Raw genomic sequence first — 25406 nt, 5'->3', positions numbered from 1 at the left:
CACATCGCCCTCCCACATTTTGACCGCGCACGGCCATGGTTCAGCTAACCTGTCTCTGCGCTGAACACGCCTTCGAAACACGGCATTGCAGAAAATGACCGTTGAAACCACCGCCAACCTGCCCCATCTAAGACCCATACCCATTGCGCAGGTACCCCCATGAGCGACCAGCAGGAATTCCCCGAAGACCCGAGCGAATACGCCGATCCGGAAAACGCCACACAGCACAAACCTGGTAAAGGCCTGGCCCTGCCTGGTCAGAACCTGCCGGACAAGGTCTACATCATCCCGATTCACAATCGCCCGTTCTTCCCGGCCCAAGTGCTGCCGGTCATCGTCAACGAAGAACCGTGGGCCGAAACCCTGGACCTGGTGGCCAAGTCCGAACACCACTCCCTGGCCCTGTTCTACATGGACACGCCCCAGGAAGACCCGCGCCACTTCGACACCTCGGCCCTGCCGCTCTACGGCACCCTGGTCAAGGTGCACCACGCCAGCCGCGAAAACGGCAAGCTGCAATTCGTCGCCCAGGGCCTGACCCGCGTCCGCCTCAAGACCTGGCTCAAGCATCACCGCCCGCCGTACCTGGTGGAAGTCGAATACCCGCACCAGCCCACCGAGCCGACCGACGAGGTCAAGGCCTACGGCATGGCGCTGATCAATGCGATCAAGGAACTGCTGCCGCTCAACCCGCTGTACAGCGAAGAGCTGAAGAACTACCTCAACCGCTTCAGCCCCAACGATCCGTCGCCGCTGACCGACTTCGCCGCCGCGCTGACATCGGCCACCGGCAGCGAGCTGCAGGAAGTGCTCGACTGCGTGCCAATGCTCAAGCGCATGGAAAAAGTCCTGCCGATGCTGCGCAAGGAAGTCGAGGTCGCGCGCCTGCAAAAAGAGATTTCCGCCGAAGTTAATCGCAAGATCGGCGAACATCAGCGCGAGTTCTTCCTCAAGGAACAACTCAAGGTCATCCAGCAGGAGCTGGGGCTGACCAAGGACGACCGCAGTGCCGACCTCGAACAGTTCGAGCAGCGGCTGGTGGGCAAAGTCCTGCCGACGCAGGTGCAGAAACGCCTCGAAGAGGAAATGAACAAGCTGTCGATCCTCGAAACCGGCTCGCCGGAGTATGCGGTGACCCGCAATTACATCGACTGGGCGACCTCGGTGCCCTGGGGCGTGTACGGCGAGGACAAACTCGACCTCAAGCACGCGCGCAAGGTGCTGGACAAACACCACGCAGGCCTGGACGACATCAAGGACCGCATCCTCGAATTTCTCGCAGTCGGCGCTTATAAAGGCGAAATCAGCGGCTCCATCGTGCTGCTGGTCGGCCCGCCGGGCGTTGGTAAAACCAGCGTCGGCAAATCCATCGCCGAATCCCTGGGCCGGCCGTTCTACCGCTTCAGCGTTGGCGGCATGCGCGACGAAGCCGAGATCAAGGGTCATCGCCGCACCTACATCGGCGCACAACCGGGCAAACTGGTTCAGGCGTTGAAAGACGTCGAAGTGATGAACCCGGTGATCATGCTCGACGAGATCGACAAGATGGGCCAGAGCTACCAGGGCGACCCGGCCTCGGCACTGCTGGAAACCCTTGATCCGGAGCAGAACGTCGAGTTCCTCGACCACTATCTGGACCTGCGGATGGACCTGTCGAAGGTGCTGTTCGTCTGCACCGCCAACACTCTCGACTCGATCCCTGTCCCGTTACTGGACCGGATGGAAGTGATTCGTCTGTCGGGCTACATCACCGAAGAAAAAGTCGCCATCGCCAAGCGTCACCTGTGGCCCAAGCAGCTTGAGAAAGCCGGTGTGTCCAAGGGCAGCCTGAGCATCACCGACAGTGCGCTCAAGGCGTTGGTCGACGGTTATGCCCGTGAAGCCGGCGTGCGCCAGCTGGAAAAAAACCTCGGCAAACTGGTGCGCAAAGCGGTGATGAAACTGCTCGACGACCCAAAGGCGGTGATCAAGCTCGGCCCGAAAGACCTCGAAACGTCCCTCGGCAAACCGGTGTTCCGCAACGAGCAGGTGCTGTCGGGTGTCGGCGTGATCACCGGCCTTGCCTGGACCAGCATGGGCGGCGCCACCTTGCCGATCGAAGCCACGCGCATCCATACCCTCAACCGTGGCTTCAAGCTCACCGGGCAGTTGGGTGACGTGATGAAAGAGTCGGCGGAAATCGCCTACAGCTACGTCAGCTCGCACCTGAAGTCCTTTGGCGGCGATCCGAAGTTCTTCGACGAAGCCTTCGTTCACCTGCACGTGCCGGAAGGCGCCACCCCGAAAGACGGCCCGAGCGCTGGCGTGACCATGGCCAGCGCCCTGCTATCGCTGGCGCGCAACCAGCCGCCGAAAAAAGGCGTGGCCATGACCGGCGAACTGACGTTGACCGGCCATGTACTGCCGATTGGCGGCGTGCGGGAAAAAGTGATTGCGGCGCGGCGGCAGAAGATTTTCGAACTGATTCTGCCGGAGGCCAACCAGGGCAATTTCGAGGAGCTGCCGGAGTATCTGAAGGAAGGCATTACCGTGCACTTTGCCAAGCGCTTTGCGGATGTGGCGAAGGTGTTGTTCTGATGCTCGTGTAGCGCCTGTACTGCCGTCTTCGCGGGCAAGCCCGCTCCCACAGGGATTGAGGGTGCACACAAGTTTTGTGACCGACTCAATTACCTGTGGGAGCGGGCTTGCCCGCGAAGGCGTCAGTCCTGACACCACTGTCCAGGCTGACTGTCACACTTTGTCTCATCTCGGTTATGCTCGCCGTTCGTCGTGAACGCCGGAGCCCCTGAATCCATGTCCCCCATTCGCCTGCTTGCCCCCCTCGCCCTCGCCTTGCTGGCCGGATGCGCCACGCAACCTGCACACAACGTGACCGTGGAAAAACAAAGCGAATGTCCGGTGCGGCTCAGCAACGGGCAAAACCTGATCCTGACCCTGCCTAGCAATCCGACCACGGGCTATCGCTGGGCGATCCAGGATTCGGCCGGCGGCGTACTGCACCCCCTGGGGCCAGAGGTTTATCGAAATCCGGAAGATGCCGGCATCGTCGGCGCGGCCGGGGTCTCGACCTGGCGCTTTCAGGCTTTTGCGCCCGGCAGCGGGCGTTTGCGTTTAACTTCGCAACAACCATGGGCGCCGGAAGTGCTGCCGGTGGATTCGTTCGACTGCGCGATCTCGGTCAACTGACCGTGGGCTGGCTGATTCTGGCGCTGATGGGCGCGGTGACCTTCCTTTATGGCTTGAGCGTGCATGCGTCATTGCTGTGCCTGCTGGTCAAGCCGCTGCCGGTGTTGGCCCTGCTCGGCTGGCTGCACGACGCACCGCCCGGCGAATATCGGCGCTGGATCAGCCTGGGGTTGATTTTTTCCCTGGTCGGCGATGTGTTGCTGGCCTGGCCGGGGGATTTGTTTGTGTTTGGGCTGGGCGCGTTTCTGGTCGCGCATCTGGCTTATCTCAAGGCTTATCTGAGCGATTGCCGACGCCTGGCCGTGCTGCCGCTGGTGCTGGCCCTCGGTGTCGGCGCCGTCTTGCTGGGGATTCTGATTTCCAACGGCCTCGGCCCATTGCTGGTGCCCGTGATTGTCTATGGCACGGCGATCAGCGCCATGCTCTGGCGCGCCCTGGCCCGACTCGGGACCGACGTGCCCAAGCGTTCGGCGCTGCTGGCGGCGGCGGGCGCAGTGGCGTTCGTGTTCTCCGACAGCGTGATTGGCATCAGCCGGTTTGTGGCGCCGTTTGATGCGGCGCCTTATGTGATCATCCTCAGTTACTGGCTGGGGCAATGGGGTATCACTGCCTCGGCTTTCAGCAAAAAAACGCAATCAGCATGAGAAAAAGATCGCAGCCTGCGGCAGCTCCTACAGGGATCGCATTCCCAGGGTAGGAGCTGCCGCAGGCTGCGATCTTTTGATTTGGCGGTTTATCAGACAACCCGCGCATCCCCGCGCCAACTTGGCTAAAATACCGGCCTTTTCCAACTACACCGCTGGAACCGCCGTGAGCAAAGAACCCGATCGCCTTTTCGCCCAGCCTTTGGCCCAGGTGCCTGACTTCGCCTTCAACGAAGACGTGGTGCGGGTGTTCCCGGACATGATCAAGCGCTCGGTACCGGGTTATCCGACCATTGTCGAAAACCTCGGCGTGCTCGCTGCCCAGTTCGCCCAGCCCAATAGCGTGTTGTACGACCTGGGCTCGTCCCTGGGGGCCGTGACCCAGGCCCTGCGCCGGCATGTGCGCACCGACGGTTGCCGCGTCATTGCTGTGGATAACTCCGCGGCCATGGTCGAACGCTGCCGCGAGTACCTCAACGGGCAGGATTCGATGTTCCAGGAGTTGCTGCCGGTGGAAGTGATCGAGGGCGATATCCTCGCGCTGGAGTTCCAGCCGGCCTCGGTGGTCGCGCTGAACTTCACCCTGCAATTCATCGCCCCGGACCAACGCACGGCGTTGCTGTCGCGCATCCGTCAGTCGCTGTTGCCCGGTGGTGCGCTGATCCTCTCGGAAAAACTGCGCTTCGAAGACGAGCAGGAGCACGCGTTGCTCACCGACCTGCACATCGCCTTCAAACGCGCCAACGGCTACAGCGAGCTGGAAATCGCCCAGAAGCGCAGCGCCATCGAAAACGTCATGAAGCCCGACAGCCTCGAAGAACACCGCGAACGCCTGCTGGCCGCCGGGTTCTCGAAAGTCGTGCCGTGGTTCCAGTGTCTTAACTTTGCCTCGTTGATTGCCTTGCCATGATTGATCTGTCTCCCCTCGCCCGCCGTCTGGCCGGTACTCCGCTGGCCGATTGGGCCAACACCCTGCAAGCGCAACTCGACAAGAAAATGGAAAAGGGCCACGGCGACCTGGAGCGCTGGCAAAGCGCGCTGGACGCCCTGCCGAAGATCCAGCCGAGCGAAGTCGACTTGCTCAATGGCTTGAAACTGGACACCGATTGCGACGAAGAAACCCGCGCACAGATGCGCACCGCGCTGATGGGCCTGTCGCCATGGCGCAAGGGGCCGTTCGACCTGTTCGGCGTGCACGTCGACACTGAATGGCGCTCGGACTGGAAATGGTCGCGGGTCGCCCCGCACCTGGACCTGAAGGGCAAGCGCATCCTCGATGTCGGCTGCGGCAACGGCTATTACATGTGGCGCATGCTCGGCGCCGGCGCCAACAGCGTGATCGGTGTCGATCCGAACTGGCTGTTCTTCTGCCAATTCCAGGCGGTACAACGCTACCTGTCCGAGCCGAATGCCTGGCACCTGCCCTTCCCGTTCGAAGACCTGCCGCCGAACCTCGAAGGTTTCGACACAGTGTTTTCCATGGGGGTGTTCTACCACCGCCGTTCGCCCATCGAGCATTTGCTGGCGCTGAAGGATTGCCTGGTCAAGGGCGGGGAACTGGTGCTGGAAACCCTGGTGGTCGAAGGCGACAAGCATCAGGTGCTGGTACCGGAAGACCGCTACGCGCAGATGCGTAATGTGTGGTTCCTGCCGTCGGTGCCGGCGCTGGAGCTGTGGCTGCGCCGTGCCGGGTTCACGGATGTGAAGTGCGTGGACGTCAGCACCACCACGGTCGAGGAACAGCGCGGGACGGAGTGGATGAAGTATCAGTCGCTCAGTGATTTCCTCGATCCAGAGGATCACAGCAAGACCGTTGAAGGGCTGCCGGCGCCGATGCGGGCGGTGATTGTGGCGCGTAAGTAAACCCCAATCCCCCGATCAACGGAGATCAAAATGTGGATACGGTGTTCAGTCTGCAGGTTTTGCGCGCCGGGCCTTGAAGAATTCGCTGAGCACCGCCCCGCACTCCTGCGCCAACACCCCGCCTTCATACAACACCCGGTGATTCAAAAATCCCTGGGTAAAGAACTGCCCCTGGCTCTGCACAATCCCGGCTTTCGGCTCCAGCGCCCCGTACACCACCCGCGCAATCCGCGAATGCACGATCAGGCCTGCGCACATGCTGCACGGCTCCAGCGTCACATACAGCGTGCTGCCCGGCAGGCGATAGTTGCTAACCGCCTGGGCGGCGGCGCGGATGGCGACCATTTCGGCGTGAGCGCTCGGATCGCTGCCAGTGATCGGACAGTTGAAGCCGCGACCGATGATCTCTCCATCTTGCACCAGCACCGCGCCCACCGGCACTTCGCCTAGGGCTGCGCCTTGGGCTGCCAGTGCCAGGGCCTCACGCATGAATTCGCGATCACGGCTGCGGTCGATGATGGCGGCGGGACGAATCTGACGCATCATGCCACCTCGATGGCGGCCATCAGGCCGGTTTCCATGTGGTCGATCACATGGCAGTGGAACATCCAGACACCCGGGTTATCCGCCACCAGCGCTACCTGCGCGCGCTCGTTCTTGCCCAGCAGGTAGGTGTCGGTGAAATACGGAATGACCTTGTGCCGGTTCGAGGCGATGACCTTGAAACTCATGCCGTGCAGGTGAATCGGGTGCTGGTACTGAGTCATGTTCTTCAATTCGAAAATGTAGCTCTTGCCTTTCTCGAGCCTGGCAATCGGGCGGTCGGCGCAGGTCTTGTCGGTGATGTCCCAGGCCTTGCCGTTGATCTGCCACAGGCTCGGCGGCTTGCCGTTGTCGACGTTGACCGACACCGAACCAACCCATTCGAAATTGAAGTTGAGTTTCTCGGCATTGGCCAGGTCCGGCTCGGCAATCGGGTTGGCCGGCAGTGCCGGCGGCCACTCGGTCGGCGCATCGGTGTTGGCCACCGAACGGAACGTGCCCAGGCGCACCGGGCCGTTGCGCAGCGACAACTCTTCACCGGCCGGCGGGGCCTTGATCGCCAGGCAAATGCGCATGCCCGGACCGAGCCAGTATTCCTTGCCCAATGGTCGTGGCTCGATCGGGTTGCCATCCAGCGCATAGATCTGCGCTTCGACGCCGGGAATGTTCAGGCGATAAGTCAGGGTGTTGTCGAGGTTGAGCAGGCGTACACGGGTGATCTGCCCGGCCGGCAGGTCGATCACCGCTTGCGGCACGCCATTGATGGTCGCCAGGCGCCCCGCCGTACCGCCACGGGCCGCTTCACGGGGGATGCTGAACTCGACGAAATTACCGACGTCGTCGACATGCCAGCTCTTGAGGCTCAAGGTCTTTTCATACTTGAACCCGGTCGGCTCGCGTTCCTCGATGATCAAAGGGCCGACCAGGCCACGACCGAGCTCCTCACTGCTGTTCACATGCGGGTGATACCAGTAGCTGCCGGCATCCGGCACGCGGAATTTGTAGTCGAAGTACTCACCCGGCAGCACCGGCAATTGCGACACGTAAGGCACACCGTCCATTTCCAGCGGCAGACGGATACCGTGCCAGTGAATGGTGGTGGCGACCGGCAGATGGTTGATGAAGCGCACCCGCAGCCATTCACCCTGGCGCACCCGCAATTCGGTGCCCGGCGCCGACGGACCGAAGGCCCAGGCCAGGGTCTTGTGCCCCGCTACCAGTTCGACGTCCAGCGGCGCCGCGATCAGCTCGTAGTCGTGGCCCGCCTCGGCGTCAGCCATCTTGCCCAGCCAGTAACGCGACGCGCCCCCGGCACCGACACCAACGACAACAAGACCGGCCAGGCCACCGAGGATTTGGCGACGGGTAAACGACATGAACTCAACTACCTCACGTTTCAGCGACAGGCCCGGGGGCCCGCAAAAGGCGAATACGATACACCCGCAGTTGTGAAAGAAACAGCAAAGAGGGCGCGGCGGCGGGCCGCAGCGGGACCGCAATCTGTTCGGCACCTCCTCTGACAGCACCGATCCATCAATACCTGACACCGTGCGCCGTCATTCCTACAGATCCGGCTGTAGTCCGCGGGCATAGTGCCGACTTCAAACCCATCTATTTCTCAAGGAGAGAGAAATGAATTCTTCAGATACAAACTCACAATTCCTACTCCCCAACCCCGAGGACGTGCAGGCCCTCAAAGACCTGGTGATTCCGTTCGTGGAAGCGTGCCCCGACATGCACGACATGGCCCATATCGAAGCCCAGGGCATTCTCGACAAGTACGGCATCCGGCACATCGATCCGGACCGGATCTGGTGGCACCGTTTCGACAACACCTCGGTGACCAGCACCAAGGCCTTCCTGTTCTGGGAACACTACCCCAAGCCCATTGAGTCGCTGACTTTGCCGCAGTTGGTGATCCAGCGCTTTCAAGCCCATGACCAGGACAACGCCGACCTGCTGGACAGTGACGGCGGTTTCTACTACGAGGGAGCGAACGCCCGGATCTACAACGAAACCAACGAAGTGAAGATGTATCCGAGTAAGGTCATCAAGGACCTGTGGCGCATCAATTTTCACGACCGCTACTGGGACAAGATGAGCGCCTTCTGGCGCCGGCATTCGGACAACTTCCGAACCCTGGCCAAGCTCAACTTCATTTCCAAGGCGCTGGAGGAACACGACGGCTCACGCCTGAGCAACGAGAACCTCAAGACCGTGCTCAAGGCCGTGGCCGGCCATCTCTCCCGGCCCATCACCCTCGATTTGCTCCACGCCCATGAGCCGCCTGCCGAAGGGTTGCGGGTCGCGCCGTTGTACATCGGCAACTACCGTGCCTGCGACATACTGCGCATCATCGACCGTCAGGGTCGGCAGATCCTGTATACACCTGGCGAAACAGATGCCTTCCATGTGTTCGAAACCTCCCATGACCTGCACTGGTGGCTGCTATGCCAGAACAATCACCCGGACAATCGCGCCCGGTTCATGGCGCACTTTCCACTGTCGGCGCAACAACAGGACGGCGACAACGTCGGCCTGAATCACACCATCGACCTGTTGTATTCGACCTGGGGCAAATACGACAGCAGCCTGTTCGATCAGGACGCACCTGACATCAACGTTGACACCTTCAGCTGGATCCGTGACTCGGTCAGGGAGCGTATGTTCGACGATGCCGATCTGTCCCTGCGCTCCAATGGCGACCTACGGGAAAAAATGTGGGTCGGCTACCTCAGCACCGTCACCCGCCTCTTTGGGGCCATGGCCGTGGCGGGCTGGCCGGTGGCCCTGGCGGCCGTCGGCGCCGGCCTGGCCAACATCGGCCTGAACATCGACCAGGCCGTCAACGGGAAGAATGCCCAAGATCGCAAGGCCGGTGTGCTCGGCGCCATCTCCAGCAGCATCGAAACCCTCTTCAATGCACTGGCGCTCGGCGGCTCGGCCGAAATAGCGGAGGTCGATGAAGCCAACGATGAGTTCACCCCCCAGGAGAACCTCGCCGACGAAATCGAACACCCCACTGGCGCCCCGCCGAAAATCACTGTCGCCGCCCCTGGCCGGGCCTATGTGCTGGAAGGTGAAAACCCGCTGGCTCCGTTCGAGACCAATGAAGTACTCGATGGGATGGAGGTCGTGGCCGACGAAGGCCAATACCGCAACGTTTACCAAACACCAAGAGGCGAAAATTACATCCGAATCGACAATTCCTACTACCTGGTGCGCTACGTCAACGAAATGAAGACCTGGGTGATCATCGACCCCGCCAACCCGTTTTCTTTTTTCCGCAACCTGCCGGTTCGCTTGAACGCCGAGGGTGAATGGGAACTCCTGACCCGGCCCGGGCTGTATGGCGGCGGTAAAATTTTCGGACGCTGGCCATGGGGGCGGACGCCAGATCCTTTGCCCGACGTAGCCAGCCCCAGCACTATCTATGATGTACCCCAGGCGTTACGGTCCGAGTTGATGCCATTCGTCACTGACGTAAACGCAGACAAAGAACTCAGTGACGCATACGACGACATTCTTAATCCCGACAGCGCTCTCATGCAGTTCAAGGCCCTGAGAAAAACCCTGTATCGAGACGCTCAGGCCTACTATCAAAACCTCCCGGAACTCCCTCCCAGGCCGACCATTCCGACCTTTGGCTCGGTGAGCCGAACCAAGGACATCATCGAGACGCTGTTCGAAGAGTCACCCGCCCTGGTAGTCGGCGAAAGCCACTCCAGTATTGGTAGCAAACAGTTCTTGATTGAGAACATGGAAATACTCAGCAAACAAAAGGTTAAAACCCTGTACATGGAGCATCTGCTCAACGACTTCCATCAGGCGGACCTGGATGTTTTCAACAAGAGCGGCGTAATGTCGAAAAGCCTGAAAAGTTACCTGAAGAACCTCGATGCAGGTCATTTCACCGATCCCTCTGGCCGATTCACCTTTATGAAGGTGATCAAGGCCGCGCAGAAAAACCACATTCGTGTGCAGGCGATCGACTGCGCCGCCAGCTATCGCGTCGATAACATGTTCGAGGTAACTCACGCCCACCGGCAAAAAATGATGAATTACTTTACCAAGATCATCATCGAAGGTGACCAGGCCGCCAAAGGCCCTCATCGCTGGATTGCACTGGTTGGCAATACCCACTCCAATACCTGGGAAGGCGTCGCGGGTGTCAGTGAACTGGAAGGTGGCATCGGACTGCGGGTAAAAAGTGCCGAGATCGCCCAGCCCACGAGCATTGAGCCAGATCCGGGAGAATCCGGAAGCAGCGGTACGGATACCACCGTATACATCGTCAAGAACGACCTGCTCCTGAAAGTGGAATCCCCCGAGCTTGCCAGGGAACTGGTACTCGAGGCTGCACTCAATCAACCGGGCATGCTCAGCATCGAGAAGTACGGCAACCAGCTCGAATTGGTTCACCGCGCCCGCGACGGCTCACTGGTACGCACACTCATCCACGCCGACGCCACAGGCGTGTACATCGAGCGCCCACAGTGGGGCAGCATCAATTGCAAGCGATTTGCCAGCCTGGCCGACCTTTCGGATGCACTGCGCCGCAACGGCTTGAAACCCACACGCATCCCCTGAAACGCAAGAAGCCCCGGGTCTCTCGACCCGGGGCTTCTTGGCATAATCGATTTGAGCCTGGCTTCACAGGCTCATACGATCATTCCCACTCAATGGTCGCCGGCGGCTTGCTCGACACGTCGTAGGTGACGCGGGAGATGCCTTCGATTTCATTGATGATGCGCCCGCTGACGGTTTCCAGCAGTTCGTAAGGCAGGTGTGCCCAACGCGCGGTCATGAAGTCGATGGTTTCCACGGCACGCAGGGCCACGACCCAAGCGTAACGACGGCCATCGCCCACCACGCCAACCGATTTCACCGGCTGGAACACCACGAATGCCTGGCTGACCTTGTGGTACCAGTCGGCCTTGCGCAGTTCTTCGATGAAGATGTGGTCGGCACGACGCAGCAGGTCGGCGTATTCCTTCTTCACTTCACCGAGGATGCGCACGCCCAGGCCCGGGCCCGGGAACGGGTGACGGTAGACCATGTCGTACGGCAGGCCCAGTTCCAGGCCCAGACGACGGACTTCGTCCTTGAACAGCTCGCGCAATGGTTCAACCAGCTTGAGGTTCATTTCTTCCGGCAGGCCGCCCACGTTGTGGTGCGACTTGATCACGTGGGCCTTGCCGCTTTTCGCGCCAGCCGACTCGATCACGTCCGGGTAGATGGTGCCCTGGGCCAGGTACTTGATGTTGTCGAGCTTGCAGGATTCGGCATCGAACACGTCGATGAAGGTACGGCCGATGATCTTGCGCTTCTTCTCCGGGTCGGCTTCGCCGGCCAGGTTGCCCAGGAACTGCTCTTCGGCGTTGGCGCGGATCACCTTGACACCCATGTTCTCGGCGAACATGGCCATCACTTGCTCGCCTTCGTGCAGGCGCAGCAGGCCGTTGTCGACGAATACGCAAGTCAGCTGGTCGCCGATGGCCTTGTGCAGCAGCGCGGCAACCACGGACGAGTCCACACCGCCGGACAGGCCGAGCAGGACGTTGTCGGTGCCGACCTGGGCGCGAACCTGGGCGATGGCGTCTTCAGCGATTTTCGACGGAGTCCACAGCGCTTCACACTCGCAGATGTCGAGGATGAAACGCGACAGGATGCGACCGCCTTGCTTGGTGTGGGTCACTTCCGGGTGGAACTGCACGCCGTAGTAACGACGCTCGTCGCTGAACATGCCGGCAATCGGGCAGCTCGGGGTGCTGGCCAGGATGTGGAAGTCTTCCGGCATGCGGGTGACCTTGTCACCGTGACTCATCCATACGTCGAGGCCGAACAGGCCATCGGCGTCGATGTGGTCTTCGATGCCGTCGAGCAGGCGGCTCTTGCCGACCACGTCAACGCGGGCATAGCCGAACTCACGCAGCTCGGAACCTTCAACCTTGCCGCCCAGTTGCTCGGCCATGGTCTGCATGCCGTAGCAGATACCGAAGACCGGCACGCCCAGATCGAAAACCGCTTGCGGGCAGCGCGGGCTGTTGGCTTCGTGAACCGACTCCGGGCCGCCGGCGAGGATGACGCCTTTAGGGGCGAATTCGCGGATCGCATCTTCGTCCATGTCGAACGGGTGCAGTTCGCAGTACACGCCGATTTCACGCACGCGGCGGGCGATCAGCTGGGTGTACTGGGAACCGAAGTCGAGGATCAGGATGCGGTGGGCGTGAATGTCGAGGGCCATGATTCAGTCTCGTCTAAAAAATTCGGAAACAGTCGTGATTCAGAAACAACTCGGGGCTGAATAAAACAGCCCCGGTTGCTTAGCTTGTTGCTTGAAGGCTCAACCTACGCGGTAGTTTGGCGCTTCTTTGGTGATCTGCACGTCGTGAACGTGGGATTCGGCCATGCCGGCGCCGGTGATCCGCACGAACTCAGGCTTGGTGCGCATCTCTTCGATGTCGGCACTGCCGGTGTAGCCCATCGAGGAGCGCAGGCCGCCCATCAGCTGATGGATGATCGCGCTCAGGGTGCCCTTGTACGGAACACGCCCTTCGATGCCTTCCGGAACCAGCTTCTCGGCGCCTGCCGAGGAGTCCTGGAAGTAACGGTCGGAGGAACCTTGGGCCTGGGACATGGCGCCCAGCGAACCCATGCCGCGATAAGCCTTGTACGAACGACCCTGGAACAGTTCGATCTCGCCCGGCGCTTCTTCGGTACCGGCGAACATCGAGCCCATCATCACGCAGGAAGCACCGGCCACGATGGCCTTGGACAGGTCACCGGAGAAACGGATGCCGCCGTCGGCGATCAACGGTACGCCAGTGCCTTCAAGGGCAGCGGCGACGTTGGCGATGGCACTGATTTGCGGCACACCGACACCGGCGACGATACGGGTGGTGCAGATCGAGCCGGGGCCGATACCGACCTTGACTGCGTCAGCGCCAGCTTCGGCCAGGGCCTTGGCGGCAGCGCCGGTGGCGATGTTGCCGCCGATGACCTGCACTTCAGGGAAGTTCTGCTTGACCCAGCGAACGCGGTCGATCACGCCCTTGGAGTGACCGTGAGCGGTGTCGACCACCACCACGTCAACGCCGGCGGCGACCAGTGCAGCAACGCGGTCACCGGTGTCTTTACCGGTGCCGACTGCAGCACCAACACGCAGACGACCTTGATCGTCCTTGCTGGCCAGCGGGTAAGCCTTGGCTTTTTCGATGTCGTTGACGGTCATCATGCCCTTGAGGGCGAATTTGTCGTCGACGATCAGCACGCGTTCGATGCGGTGCTTGTGCAGCAATTCACGCACATCGTTCTTGTCGGCGCCTTCCTTGACCGTGACCAGACGCTCTTTAGGCGTCATCACTTCACGGACAGTGGCTTCCAGACGGTTCTCGAAACGCACGTCACGGGAGGTGACAATGCCGACCAGGTCGCCATTGTGCAGCACCGGAACGCCGGAGATGTTGTGCATGCGGGTCAGTTCGAACAATTCGCGCACGGTGGCGTCGGCGACGATGGTGATCGGATCCTTGACCACACCGGCTTCGTAACGCTTGACCTTGCGGACTTCGGCAGCTTGCTGCTCGATGGTCATGTTCTTGTGGATGATACCGATACCACCTTCCTGAGCCATGGCGATTGCCAGACGGGCTTCAGTGACGGTGTCCATGGCGGCGGAGACCAGTGGAATATTCAGCTCGATGCCACGGGTAAGGCGGGTCTTGAGACTGACTTCGTTAGGAAGCACCTCGGAATAACCGGGCACTAGGAGAATGTCGTCGAATGTCAGAGCTTCTTGGCTGATACGCAGCATCGCGGGGGCTCCCGAGCGGGAAAATGGAAGCGCGCCATTATAGTCAGACACCCCCTCGGGTTCAATGTAAAACTCTGTCTATTATCGATGTTACAGATATACGGGGATTTGGGCTTTTCGTAGGAGCTGCCGAAGGCTGCGATCTTTTGACTTTGATTTTCACAAAACAAGATCAAAAGATCGCAGCCTGCGGCAGCTCTTACAGGGGAATACGGCGTTTAGAGTTCGACTTTCACCCAACTGACCGGCTGATCGAGCCAATCGGCGAACTCATCGATAAAGCTCTGCTTGAACCCGGCTTCGGCCCAGTTATTGAAGATGAAACCGAGGTTGGAGAAGCCGCATTCCTGCAGGAACAGAAAGCCGTTGATGTCGTCTTCATGCCCGCATTCGGGGCAGGTGAAGTTGTCGGTGCGCCCCGGCATCCAGTCTTCCAGGCTTTCGAACAGGGCTTCACCCACTTCCTTGCGGCACTCGGCGCAGCCCGCCTCTTCAAGGAAACCCTTGGCTGGCGTATAGATGCAGCGCTTGGTGATGATCTCCAGGCCATTGATCGGCTCGCCGAACGGCAGGGCTTCGGGGTGCAGGACCACTGCGCGGGCACCGTCGGCGATGGCGTGGGCCATGCGATTGCCGGTGCGGCCACAGGTGGTCAGCTCTTCCTCGATGATGTTCTTGCGCACCAGCCAGCGCACGACGGCCCGGGCCCGGGGTTCGTGTACCGGCAGGGTGGAGATTTTCGGGACGATGATGCTTTGGGAATTCATGAGGTACAGGCCTGGAGCTTTAATAAAGGAACTTGAGCATTCACAAATTATAGGTCGACCCGTAAAGTCGGGCCGGACCACTGAACCTGTGGGTTACAGACCTGCCCGAGAGAGTTTTTACAGCTCTACGACAACCGCCTGCGAAGCACGGGTCGCCTTGGCGCGGGCGGCTTCGATCGATTCGTCGCGGGCCAGGGCCACGCCCATGCGGCGCTGGCCGTTGACTTCAGGCTTGCCGAACAGGCGCAGCGCGGTATCCGGTTCGCTCAAGGCAGCACCCAGGTTGGCGAAAGCGGTCTGGGTCGACTGCCCTTCCACCAGGATCACCGCCGAGGCCGAAGGCCCGAACTGACGGATCAACGGGATCGGCAGGCCCAGAATCGCGCGGGCATGCAGGGCGAACTGCGACAGGTCCTGGGAGATCAGGGTCACCAGGCCGGTGTCATGCGGGCGCGGCGAGACTTCACTGAACCACACCTGATCGCCCTTGATGAACAGCTCGACGCCGAACAGACCACGGCCACCCAAGGCTTCGGTCACAGCCTTGGCGACACGCTCGGATTCAGCCAAGGCAACCGGGCTCATGGCTTGTGGCTGCCAGGATTCCTGATAGTCGCCCTTCTCCTGACGGTGGCCGACCGGTGCGCAGAAGGTGGTGCCGCCGACGTGGCGCACGGTCAGCAGGGTGATTTCGTAGTCGAAATCGATGAAACCTTCGATGATCACCCGACCTTTACCGGCACGGCCGCCTTCCTGGGCGTAGTCCCAGGCTTTCTGCACGTCATCGATGCTGCGCAGCAGGCTCTGGCCCTTGCCCGAGGAACTCATGACCGGCTTGACCACGCATGGAAAACCGAGGTCTTCAACGGCTTTGCTGTAGTCCTCGAAAGTATCGGCGAAGTGGTACGGCGAGGTTGGCAGGTCCAGCTCTTCAGCGGCCAGGCGACGGATGCCTTCGCGGTTCATGGTTAATTGCGCGGCACGGGCGGTCGGGATCACGTTGAAGCCTTCGGCTTCCAGCTCCACCAGGGTCGCGGTGGCGATGGCTTCGATTTCCGGGACGATGAAATGCGGTTTCTCGGCTTCGATCACGGCGCGCAAGGCAGCACCGTCGAGCATGTTGATCACGTGGCTGCGGTGCGCCACCTGCATGGCCGGCGCATTGGCGTAGCGGTCCACGGCAATCACTTCAACGCCCAGGCGTTGCAGCTCGATCACCACTTCCTTGCCCAACTCGCCACAGCCACACATCAATACGCGGGTCGCGGTGGGCGACAATGGGGTTCCGATACGGGTCATCTGAAGGTCCTCAAGGAGCGGATCATCGAGGGACGCGTCGCCATGCGCGCTTCCCATGGGGAGAAAGCGCGGCATTTTACATGAACTTCAGCTGACGACAGCCTGTTTGCGCAGGCGCCAGGCCATGATCAGCCACACGGCGGTGACCCCGGCGAACTTCGAACCCAGGGCGGTGAGGATCACCCCCGGCGTCAGGGCGTCGATCATGCCGAAAAAGATAAAGGTATCGAGGGGGATGCTCAGGGCCGAACTTATCCACAGACGGTCGTGCAGCGGGCGTTTGGTGATGCTGAACACCAGCCAGTCGATGCACTCGGATACCGCGAACGCCGTGGCGCTGGCCAGGGCGATGGACGGATCGGAGGTAACATAGGACAACACCAGCGCCACCAGCATCGCCGCGAGGGCGCCATGCCCGAATCGGGCTTGCACCATGTCGCGCAACACAAACACCAGCCCACCCCAGGCCGACCAGATGATGTCCAGGTGCGGCGCGGTGGAAAAGGCGTAGTTGATCAGCACGACGCTGCTGATGTAGGCGATCAGGAAGAGCATGGCGTGTACAAGTACCTGTCAATTTTGTGCACAGGGTACTTCAGCTGACCTCAAAGTCAAAAGATCGCAGCCTCCGGCAGCTCCTACAAGGATCGGTGTAGGAGCTGCCGGAGGCTGCGATCTTTTGATCTTCTATTACTGACCAGGCGTTTTGCCGATCATCCACACCAACCCACTGGACTTCGCCCGCTCATGACACAACCCAAGCACCTTGCGGCGTTCGTCGTTGTCCATGCGGCTCCAGCGGGTGATTTCTTCCACGGTACGTTGGCAACCGGTGCAGATGTCATCGTCATCCAGCGCACAAATGTTCACGCAGGGCGATGCAACCGGGCGTTCAGTGGCAGTCATTCTTCCTGCTCGGCCAGATCGCGGGCATAACGCTGCGAGTTGTGCACGTAGTGAACAGCACTCGCCTCCAGCATCTTGATCTGCGGCTCGGTCAATTCGCGCACCACTTTGCCAGGCGACCCCATGACCAGCGATCCATCCGGAATCTCCTTGCCTTCGCCGATCAGCGAGTTGGCGCCGATGATGCAGTTCTTGCCGATCTTCGCGCCATTGAGAATCACCGCGTTGATGCCGATCAGGCTGTAGTCGCCGACGGTACAGCCGTGGAGCATGGCGTTGTGGCCGATGGTCACGCCGGTGCCGATGGTCAGCGGGTAGCCCATGTCGGTGTGCATCACGGTGCCGTCCTGGACGTTGCTGTTCTTGCCGATCAGGATCAACTCGTTGTCGCCGCGCAATACGGCGTTGAACCAGACGTTGGCGCCCTCTTCCAGTTTGACCTTGCCCACCAGCACGGCATTGGGTGCGACCCAGCTCTGTGGATGGGTTTCGACGCGGGCGTCGCCCAGGCGGTATTTCATTGTGGTATTCCTCAAGGCTCAGGCAGGCTTTTTGTCAGCAAAATCAGGATTCAGGCCATTCGAACGATGGCTTCAGATATTGATAAAGCTTTTGGGAGGCTGATGCAGGCTGATTTTGGCGTCATACAGCAGGTTGATCAACTCGACGATCATGATCGCCGTCAGCCCCCAGATCTTGTATTCGCCAAAGCGATAGCTCGGCACGTACCAGCTGCGGCCCTGATAATCGATGCGATGGGTATGTTCGCGGGGGTCTTTGCGGAAGAACTCCAGGGGCACGCTGAACACCGCGGCGATCTCGGCGTCGTTGGCCCGGTATTCGACAAAATCCGGGATCACCCCGACATAGGGCGTGACCTTGATGCCATGCAGGCTGATCAACGGGCTGAGCGGGCCGATCACCTCGACCAGCCCGGGCGGCAGGCCGATCTCTTCTTCGGCTTCTCGCAGGGCGGTGAAAATCAGGTCAGGGTCTTCGGGGTCACGGCGTCCGCCGGGGAAGGCGACTTCGCCGCCATGGGTCGACAGGCCGCTGGCACGCAGGGTCAACACCAGCTCGGGCTCGTCACTGCGGGTGATGGGTACCAGCACCGCGGCCTCGGGAAAACGACGGTCGGTCTCCAGTATGCGTGGTGTGTGGTGACTAACCCGATGCAGTAGCTCGTCCAGCATGAGTGTTCTCGATCTGTGCCTTACCCGGCATCATGCACCAATCGCTGCGGTCGCCCAACCCCCGCAACCGCCCCATGTCGCGAAACGACAACTTGCCGACCGGCACTGCCGCACGCCAAGATAGGCGCAGCATTCAGGAACCCCAGCATGAAATTTTGCAGCCAGTGCGGTAACCCGGTGACCCAGCGCATTCCCGAAGGCGATTCGCGCCTGCGTTTTGTCTGCGACAGCTGTCACGCCATTCACTACCAGAACCCCAACATCGTCGCCGGTTGCGTGGCGACCTGGGGCACCAAGGTGTTGTTGTGCCGGCGGGCCATCGAGCCACGTCGCGGCTACTGGACCCTGCCCGCCGGTTTCATGGAGAACGGCGAGACCATCGAACAGGCCGCCATTCGCGAAACCGCCGAGGAAGCCTGCGCCCGGGTGCGCAACCTGAGCATCTATACCCTGATCGACGTGCCGCACATCAGCCAGGTGCATGTGTTCTTCCGTGCCACACTTGCGGACCTGGACTTTTCTGCCGGCCCCGAGAGCCTGGAAGTGCAACTATTCGACGAAGCGGACATTCCATGGGATGAGCTGGCTTTCCGCACGGTGGGCCGTACCTTAGAATGCTTCTTCGCTGACCGGCGGACCGAGGTCTATCCCGTTCGGTCTGAATCGATCCCGCCACTTGCTCAGCCTGCCATTATCTGATGTCATCGCGGCATCACTCAAAGGCGCCTAAAGACCGCCTGAACGCGGCACGAGCCTGCGGCAGCTCCTGCAAAAACTTCTATACATAAATAGTCGCGACACCTCCTGGGGAATCGTTTCAATGCGCTGGTTGCTTGCCCTGTTCTGTTTGTCGTTCGTCACGGTGTCCCAGGCTTCTGCCGTGGAAACCCTGGACGGCAAGGTCATCGAGAAGATTCTGATTCTCAAGTCTTCCCATCAATTGCAATTGATCAATGACGGCAAGCCGCTCAAGACCTATCGCATTTCCCTGGGCAAGCGTCCCAAGGGGCCCAAGCTGATGGAAGGCGACAAGCGCACCCCGGAAGGTTTCTACTGGGTCGACTGGCGCAAGATCAGCGACCGCTTCAACCTGGCGATGCACATTTCCTACCCGAACATCAGCGACTCTGCCCGCGCCCGTCGTGAAGGCGTCGAGCCCGGCGGCATGATCATGATCCACGGCACTCCGGACAGCGAAGACACGCCCGAAGACCTGTTCCACACCCTGGACTGGACCGACGGCTGCATCGCCATGCGCAACATGGACATGCGCGAAGTCTGGAACCTGGTGCCGGACGGCACGATGATCGAAATCCGCCCGTAATTCCCCACGACCATTGGTCGCCCGCAAAAAATAAATTCAAAAGATCGCAGCCTTCGGCAGCTCCTACAGGGTGAATACCATTTCGCTCTGTAGGAGCTGCCGCAGGCTGCGATCTTTGTCGCTTCAAAGCCCACCACTAATACCACTTCAAACCAACCTCCATTTCAAGCAGTCGACAAGGCAGCACTTCCTACACAAACAGCAAAGCTCCGGCGTTGACATGGTATTCAAGTGGTATTAGTTTTTGCCCATTCACGGGCAAAAACATTCCAATATCCGCCCCGGACACCCGCCATGAACGATCTCCAGGCCCTGCGCCCCGACGACACCCAACCCACGCCGTTGTACCTGCAACTGGCACGCAATCTGGAAGCGGCGATCCACGCCGGCCAGTGGAAAGCCGAGCAGGCGATGCCATCGGAACGCAATTTGAGCGAGGCGCTGGGCATCTCCCGCGTCACCGCCCGCAAGGCGCTGGAAGTGTTGTTCGAGCAAGGCCTGATCCGCCGCAACCAAGGCTCCGGCACCTTCATCACGCCGCGCCTCGAACAACCGTTGTCGCGTCTTTCCGGCTTCAGCGAAATGCTCCGCCTCAAGGGTTTCGTGCCCGGTTCGCAATGGCTGGAGCGGGAAATCACCCTGCCGACCCACGAAGAGTTGATCCGCCTCGGCCTGTCGCCCAACGACAAGGTTGCGCGCCTCAAACGCCTGCGCAAGGCCGACGACACGGTGATGGCCATCGAGATGAGCACCCTGCCCGCCTCGATCATTCCCAAGCCCCAGGCGGTGGGCGATTCCCTCTACGAATTCCTCGACGGCATCGGCAAGCCGGTGGTCCGCGCCCTGCAGCACATCCAGGCGATCAATGCCTCGGACGAGTTCGCCGCACTGGTGGGCATCACTCCCGGCACCGCCATGTTGCTGATGACCCGGGTCGGCTACCTCGAAGACAACACGCCCATCGAAGTCACCGACACCTATTGCCGTAACGACTACTACGACTTTGTCGCAGAGCTCCGCAGATAAAGAGCTTCGAAGATAAAGAGCTCCGTAGATAAAGAACTGCGTCGCCAAACACCGAGACCCCGATCATGTCCGAAGACAACATCCTCACCGCCCACGGCTGGGTTCGCGGCCGACTGGTGCACGAACACGGCAAAGTCGTGTCGATCGAAGGCCAGCCCTGCGATCCGGCGGACAATGACCTGCCCTACCTGCTGCCGGGTTTCATCGACCTGCACGTTCACGGCGGCGGCGGCAAAGACATCATGGAAGGCGCGCCGGCCTTCGAAACCATCACCCGTACCCACGTGCGCTTCGGCACCACGTCGCTGCTGGCCACCACCATGACCGCACCGAGCGAAGAAATCTCCAGCGTGCTCCAGGCCGTCGGCGAATTCTGTGAGCAGCGGCCCCAAGGCTGCGCCCGGGTGCTCGGCGTGCACCTCGAAGGCCCCTACATCAACCCCGGCAAACTCGGCGCGCAACCCAACTTCGCCCACACCGCGCTGATGGCCGAAGTCGAAGCGTACCTTGCGCTCGCGCCGATCCGTGTGATCACCATTGCCCCGGAAATCGCCGGTCACGACGCCTTGATCCGCGACCTCAGCAGCCGCGGCATCCGCATGCAGATCGGCCACACCCTGGGCAGTTATGAGGAAGGCGTGGCCGCGCTGGAGGCCGGCGCCAGCAGTTTCACCCACCTCTACAACGCCATGAGCCCTCTGCATCACCGCGAGCCCGGGATCGTCGGCGCAGCCTTGGCCCACGCCAAATACGCCGAACTGATCCCGGACTTGCTGCACGTGCACCCCGGCGCCATCCGCGTGGCCCTGCGCTCTATTCCGTGCCTGTATTGCGTCACCGATTCGACCGCCGCCGCCGGCATGCCCGACGGTGAATACAAGCTCGGCAGCCACACCGTGACCAAATGCCTGGGCGGCGTGCGCCTGCCCGACGGCACCCTGGCCGGCAGCACTCTGACCATGGATCAGGCCCTGCGCAACCTGGTGAAGATCGGCCTGCCCCTCGCCGAAGCCTCGCAGCGCCTGTCGCAATTCCCCGCCGACTACCTCGGCATCACCGAACGCGGGCGCCTGCAACCAGGGGCCTGGGCCGACTGCGTGCGGCTGGATCGCTCACTGAAACTGACCGCCGTGATGGTCGAAGGAGAAGACATTGACTTCAAAAATGCTTGAAGAGGCGCTGTCCTCGTTCGAGGCCGTGCAGGCCCAGTTGCAAAAACTCGACCCGCAGATGATTGAGATCGCCGGGCGCCTGCGTCGTCAGCCGCCACAAGTGGCCATGACCGTGGCGCGCGGCAGCTCCGACCATGCCGCCAGTTACTTTGCCTACCTGACCATGCAACTGCTGGGCATCCCGGTGGCGTCGCTGCCGATGTCCGTGGTGACCATGCAGCAGGCGCCATTGAAGGTCAGTGGCCAGGTGGCATTCGCCTTTTCGCAATCGGGGCAAAGCCCGGACCTGGTCAACAGCCTGCGCCTGTTGCGCAAGCGCGGTGCCCTGAGCATTTCGCTGGTCAACGCCGAAGAGTCGCCACTGGAGGCCGCCTGTGAATTCAGCCTGCCACTGTGTGCCGGCACCGAAAGCAGCGTCGCCGCGACCAAGAGCTTTATCGCCACCCTCAGCGCCAGCGCCCGGCTGATTGGCCACTGGAAAGAAGACGCCGAATTGCTCGAGGCCGGCTCTGCCTTGCCCGATGGCCTGCGCCACGCCGCGCAACAGGACTGGAGCCCGGCCATCGACGCCCTGCGCGATTGTCAGCGGCTGATGGTGATCGGCCGTGGCGCCGGTTTCGCCATTGCCCAGGAAGCGGCGCTCAAGTTCAAGGAAACCTCGGCGATCCAGGCCGAAGCCTTCAGCAGCGCTGAAGTTCGTCACGGCCCGATGGCCTTGATCGGCGACAACTACCCGCTGCTGGTGTTTGCCCCACGGGGTGCCGAACAGGCCGGTCTGCTGAGCCTGGCCGCCGACATGCGCCAACGCGGCGCCCGTGTCCTGCTGGCCGCACCGGATGACGTGCTTGAACGCGACCTGACCCTGACCCGTGCCGAACACCCGGCCCTCGACCCGATTCTGGCGATCCAGAGTTTCTACGTGATGGCCGCCGGCCTGGCCGTGGCCCGTGGCATGGACCCGGACCAGCCACGGCACCTGAGCAAAGTGACACGCACCCATTGAGCCAGGGGTGCGAATTCCCCTGTAGGAGCTGTCGAGTGAAACGAGGCTGCGATCTTTTTAAAGACAAGATCAAAAGATCGCAGCCTTCGGCAGCTCCTACAGGGAGTGGGTTGATCCGAACCGTATTTTTTGATGAGACCGAGCCATGCATAACAACAATAAAGAGCTGACCTTAAGCGCCCCGCTCAGCGGCCCGGTGCTCACGCTCGCCAAAGTCCCGGACCCGGTGTTTGCCAGCGGCGCCATGGGTGACGGCATCGCCATCGATCCGCTCAACGACACGCTCCACGCCCCCTGCGCGGGCGTGGTGGTGCATGTCGCCCGCACCGGTCACGCGCTAACCCTGCGTGCCGACAACGGCGCGGAATTGCTCCTGCACCTTGGCCTCGACACGGTCGAGTTGCAGGGCCAGGGCTTCTCGATGCTGGTCAAGGAAGGCGCGCGCGTCGCCAACGGCCAACCGCTGCTGCGCTACGACCTGGACAAGGTCGCGCAACAGTGCAAGAGCCTGGTCAGCCTGCTGATCCTCACCAACAGCCAGGACTTTCAGGCACGGCCCATCACCCTCAAGTCGGTGAAGGTCGGCGAGCCGCTGCTGCACATCATTCGTCGACAGACGTCGAGCGCACAGGTGGATACCGAGTTTGCCGGCGCAGAGATTGTCGGTCTGGTGCGCATTGCTCACCGTGGCGGCCTGCACGCGCGGCCGGCGGCGCTGATCCGTCAGACCGCGCAAGGCTTCAAAAGCAAGTCGCAGCTGCATTTCGCCGGCAAGTCGGCCACCTGCGACAGCCTGATCGGCCTGATGGGGCTGGCCATCGGCGAACAGGCGGAGGTCCAGGTCAGTTGCCAGGGCCCGGACGCCGAAGCCGCGCTGCAAGCCTTGCTGACAGCGTTATCCACAGCCCTGGCCGAAGACCATCACGCCGCCGCGCCAGCCACGATTGCCCAACGCAATCGCCCCGCCGAAGCCGGCGTATTGCACGGTGTCTGCGCCGCGCCCGGGCTGGTCGGCGGGCCGCTGTTTCGCCTGAATGCGATCAGCCTGCCGGTGGATGCCGGCCATCATGATCCGCAGCAACAACAGCACGTGCTGGACGCGGCACTGAGCCAGGTGCGCAGCGAAATCGAGCACACACTGGCCCTGGCGAGAAAACACAAGGACACCGCTGAAGAGGCGATTTTCGCCGCGCACCTGGCACTGCTCGAAGACCCGGCCCTGCTGGACGCCGCCAGCCAAACCGTCGCCCAGGGTACAGCCGCGACCCACGCATGGAGCCAGGCCATCGACGCGCAATGCGAAGTCCTCCAGCAAACCGGCAGCACGCTGCTGGCCGAACGCGCCAACGACCTGCGCGACCTCAAGCAACGGGTGCTGCGCGCGTTGCTCGGCGATACCTGGCATTACGATGTGCCGGCCGGCGCCATCGTCGCGGCCCATGAACTGACGCCATCGGATTTACTGCAGCTGAGCCAGCAAGGCGTCGCGGGGCTGTGCATGGCCGAAGGCGGCGCGACTTCTCACGTGGCGATTCTGGCCCGGGGCAAAGGCCTGCCATGCTTGGTCGCACTGGGCTCGACGCTGCTCGATCAGCAACAAGGGCAACCGGTGGTGCTGGACGCCGACGGTGGCCGCCTCGAACTGACACCCGGCACACAGCGCCTGGCCGACGTGCGCCAGTTGCAACAGCAACAGCAACAACGCCGGGCCGAACAGCAGGCCCAGGCGCACACACCCGCGCTGACCAGCGATGGCCTGCGCATCGAAGTCGCTGCCAATGTGGCGTCCAGCACGGAAGCGGCAGACGCACTGGCCAATGGCGCCGACGGCGTCGGCTTGCTGCGCACCGAGTTTCTCTTCGTCGACCGCCACACCGCCCCCGACGAACAGGAACAGCACCACGCCTATCAAGCAGTGCTCGACGCCATGGGCGACAAGTCGGTGATCATCCGCACCATCGACGTCGGCGGCGACAAGCAACTGGACTACCTGCCACTGCCCGCCGAGGCCAATCCGGTGCTCGGTCTGCGCGGCATTCGCCTGGCTCAGGTCCGTCCAGAACTACTCGACCAGCAACTGCGCGCATTGTTGCACCTCAACCCGTTGTCACGCTGCCGGATCCTGCTGCCGATGGTCACGGAAGTCGATGAACTGCTGCACATCCGCCAGCGCCTCGACGCCTTGTGCAGTGAACTTGGCCTGGCACAACGTCCGGAGCTGGGGGTGATGATCGAAGTGCCGGCCGCCGCGCTGCTGGCCGAGCAACTGGCCGAACACGCGGACTTCCTGTCCATCGGCACCAACGACCTGTCGCAATACACCCTGGCCATGGACCGCGACCACGCCGGGCTCGCTGCGCGCGTCGATGCGCTGCACCCGGCACTGTTGCGGCTGATCGCCCAGACCTGCGCCGGTGCGGCACAGCACAACCGTTGGGTGGGTGTGTGCGGTGCACTGGCGTCCGATCCATTGGCCACGCCGGTGTTGATCGGCCTGGGGGTCAGTGAGTTGTCGGTGAGCCCGGTACAGGTCGGTGAAATCAAGGACCGCGTGCGTCACCTCGACGCCAGCGAATGCCGGCGCATCAGCCAGGATCTGCTCAAGCTGGGCAGCGCCAGCGCGGTGCGTCACGCCTGCCACCAGCATTGGCCGCTGAGCTGAGC

Annotated in this window: 22 protein-coding genes; 12 read left to right on the top strand and 10 right to left on the bottom strand. The window is 61.5% G+C overall.

Translation table 11 applies throughout. The features are described 5' to 3' along the window. Positions 1 to 159 precede the first annotated feature (159 nt). From lon to cmoB, 5 genes are all read left to right on the top strand, one after another. On the top strand, positions 160 to 2577 hold the full coding sequence (lon, locus tag AB4O40_RS22800) for an endopeptidase La (protein ID WP_223542198.1): 2418 nt from the start codon (positions 160 to 162) through the stop codon (positions 2575 to 2577). Positions 2578 to 2793: 216 nt separating this feature from the next. Beyond that, positions 2794 to 3186 (top strand): protease inhibitor I42 family protein, encoded by a 393-nt coding sequence (locus AB4O40_RS22795; protein ID WP_056721165.1) that lies wholly within the window; start codon positions 2794 to 2796, stop codon positions 3184 to 3186. A 2-nt stretch (positions 3187 to 3188) separates the two neighbouring features. Further along, a complete protein-coding gene (locus tag AB4O40_RS22790; protein WP_409078337.1) occupies positions 3189 to 3830 on the top strand; it encodes a lysoplasmalogenase in 642 nt (213 codons plus the stop codon). A gap of 166 nt (positions 3831 to 3996) precedes the next feature. Then, complete coding sequence (gene cmoA, locus AB4O40_RS22785) at positions 3997 to 4740, top strand: carboxy-S-adenosyl-L-methionine synthase CmoA (protein ID WP_056721169.1); 744 nt, start codon at positions 3997 to 3999, stop codon at positions 4738 to 4740. Beyond that, on the top strand, positions 4737 to 5693 hold the full coding sequence (gene cmoB / locus AB4O40_RS22780; RefSeq protein ID WP_056721170.1) for a tRNA 5-methoxyuridine(34)/uridine 5-oxyacetic acid(34) synthase CmoB: 957 nt from the start codon (positions 4737 to 4739) through the stop codon (positions 5691 to 5693). The genes cmoA and cmoB overlap by 4 nt, the downstream gene beginning before the upstream one ends. Before the next feature lie 45 nt (positions 5694 to 5738). Here the strand turns inward: cmoB and tadA are convergent, their stop codons facing one another. Together tadA and AB4O40_RS22770 are read right to left on the bottom strand one after the other, a co-directional pair. Next, positions 5739 to 6236 (bottom strand): tRNA adenosine(34) deaminase TadA, encoded by a 498-nt coding sequence (tadA, locus tag AB4O40_RS22775; RefSeq protein WP_056722278.1) that lies wholly within the window; start codon positions 6234 to 6236, stop codon positions 5739 to 5741. Beyond that, entirely contained in the window at positions 6236 to 7612 is a 1377-nt protein-coding gene (locus AB4O40_RS22770; protein WP_056721172.1) for a multicopper oxidase family protein, read from the bottom strand. Before AB4O40_RS22770 ends, tadA begins: the two co-directional genes overlap by 1 nt. Before the next feature lie 256 nt (positions 7613 to 7868). Between AB4O40_RS22770 and AB4O40_RS22765 the strand changes: the two genes are divergently transcribed. Then, entirely contained in the window at positions 7869 to 10826 is a 2958-nt protein-coding gene (locus tag AB4O40_RS22765; protein WP_460160112.1) for a dermonecrotic toxin domain-containing protein, read from the top strand. A 79-nt stretch (positions 10827 to 10905) separates the two neighbouring features. Here the strand turns inward: AB4O40_RS22765 and guaA are convergent, their stop codons facing one another. The 8 genes from guaA to AB4O40_RS22725 form a co-directional block, all read right to left on the bottom strand. After that, positions 10906 to 12483 (bottom strand): glutamine-hydrolyzing GMP synthase, encoded by a 1578-nt coding sequence (gene guaA / locus AB4O40_RS22760; RefSeq protein WP_008053207.1) that lies wholly within the window; start codon positions 12481 to 12483, stop codon positions 10906 to 10908. Between the two features lie 99 nt (positions 12484 to 12582). Beyond that, positions 12583 to 14052 (bottom strand): IMP dehydrogenase, encoded by a 1470-nt coding sequence (gene guaB, locus AB4O40_RS22755; RefSeq protein ID WP_008053208.1) that lies wholly within the window; start codon positions 14050 to 14052, stop codon positions 12583 to 12585. Between the two features lie 218 nt (positions 14053 to 14270). Then, positions 14271 to 14819, bottom strand: a complete 549-nt coding sequence (locus tag AB4O40_RS22750) for a hypothetical protein (protein WP_046040989.1) — start codon at positions 14817 to 14819, stop codon at positions 14271 to 14273. 117 nt (positions 14820 to 14936) lie between these two features. After that, the gene (gene purT, locus AB4O40_RS22745; protein WP_056721196.1) at positions 14937 to 16118 is read right to left on the bottom strand and encodes a formate-dependent phosphoribosylglycinamide formyltransferase; all 1182 of its coding nucleotides are present in this window, start codon (positions 16116 to 16118) and stop codon (positions 14937 to 14939) included. A gap of 87 nt (positions 16119 to 16205) precedes the next feature. Further along, the gene (locus tag AB4O40_RS22740; RefSeq protein ID WP_056721198.1) at positions 16206 to 16673 is read right to left on the bottom strand and encodes a VUT family protein; all 468 of its coding nucleotides are present in this window, start codon (positions 16671 to 16673) and stop codon (positions 16206 to 16208) included. A 135-nt stretch (positions 16674 to 16808) separates the two neighbouring features. After that, on the bottom strand, positions 16809 to 17024 hold the full coding sequence (locus tag AB4O40_RS22735) for a DUF1289 domain-containing protein (RefSeq protein WP_056721201.1): 216 nt from the start codon (positions 17022 to 17024) through the stop codon (positions 16809 to 16811). Continuing rightward, entirely contained in the window at positions 17021 to 17545 is a 525-nt protein-coding gene (locus tag AB4O40_RS22730) for a gamma carbonic anhydrase family protein (RefSeq protein ID WP_056721203.1), read from the bottom strand. Before AB4O40_RS22730 ends, AB4O40_RS22735 begins: the two co-directional genes overlap by 4 nt. 72 nt (positions 17546 to 17617) lie before the next feature. Next, on the bottom strand, positions 17618 to 18217 hold the full coding sequence (locus tag AB4O40_RS22725) for a CoA pyrophosphatase (protein WP_056721205.1): 600 nt from the start codon (positions 18215 to 18217) through the stop codon (positions 17618 to 17620). Between the two features lie 147 nt (positions 18218 to 18364). Here AB4O40_RS22725 and AB4O40_RS22720 point away from each other — a divergent pair, with 147 nt between their 5' ends. The 6 genes from AB4O40_RS22720 to ptsP all read left to right on the top strand — a co-directional run bounded on the left by AB4O40_RS22720 (position 18365) and on the right by ptsP (position 25404). Beyond that, positions 18365 to 18916 (top strand): NUDIX hydrolase, encoded by a 552-nt coding sequence (locus tag AB4O40_RS22720; RefSeq protein WP_056721207.1) that lies wholly within the window; start codon positions 18365 to 18367, stop codon positions 18914 to 18916. Positions 18917 to 19037: 121 nt separating this feature from the next. After that, entirely contained in the window at positions 19038 to 19541 is a 504-nt protein-coding gene (locus tag AB4O40_RS22715) for a L,D-transpeptidase family protein (RefSeq protein WP_007982819.1), read from the top strand. A gap of 294 nt (positions 19542 to 19835) precedes the next feature. Continuing rightward, positions 19836 to 20567: a GntR family transcriptional regulator gene (locus tag AB4O40_RS22710; RefSeq protein ID WP_223542200.1), complete on the top strand. Its 732-nt coding sequence runs from the start codon at positions 19836 to 19838 to the stop codon at positions 20565 to 20567. A gap of 65 nt (positions 20568 to 20632) precedes the next feature. Continuing rightward, positions 20633 to 21739 (top strand): N-acetylglucosamine-6-phosphate deacetylase, encoded by a 1107-nt coding sequence (gene nagA / locus AB4O40_RS22705; protein ID WP_409078265.1) that lies wholly within the window; start codon positions 20633 to 20635, stop codon positions 21737 to 21739. After that, positions 21720 to 22742 (top strand): SIS domain-containing protein, encoded by a 1023-nt coding sequence (locus AB4O40_RS22700; protein ID WP_156385694.1) that lies wholly within the window; start codon positions 21720 to 21722, stop codon positions 22740 to 22742. Before nagA ends, AB4O40_RS22700 begins: the two co-directional genes overlap by 20 nt. Positions 22743 to 22887: 145 nt before the next feature. Next, on the top strand, positions 22888 to 25404 hold the full coding sequence (gene ptsP / locus AB4O40_RS22695) for a phosphoenolpyruvate--protein phosphotransferase (RefSeq protein WP_409078266.1): 2517 nt from the start codon (positions 22888 to 22890) through the stop codon (positions 25402 to 25404). Positions 25405 to 25406: the final 2 nt, after the last annotated feature.

Source organism: Pseudomonas sp. S2_F07, from assembly GCF_054668325.1.
This window is presented reverse-complemented; position numbering and strand designations above follow the sequence as displayed.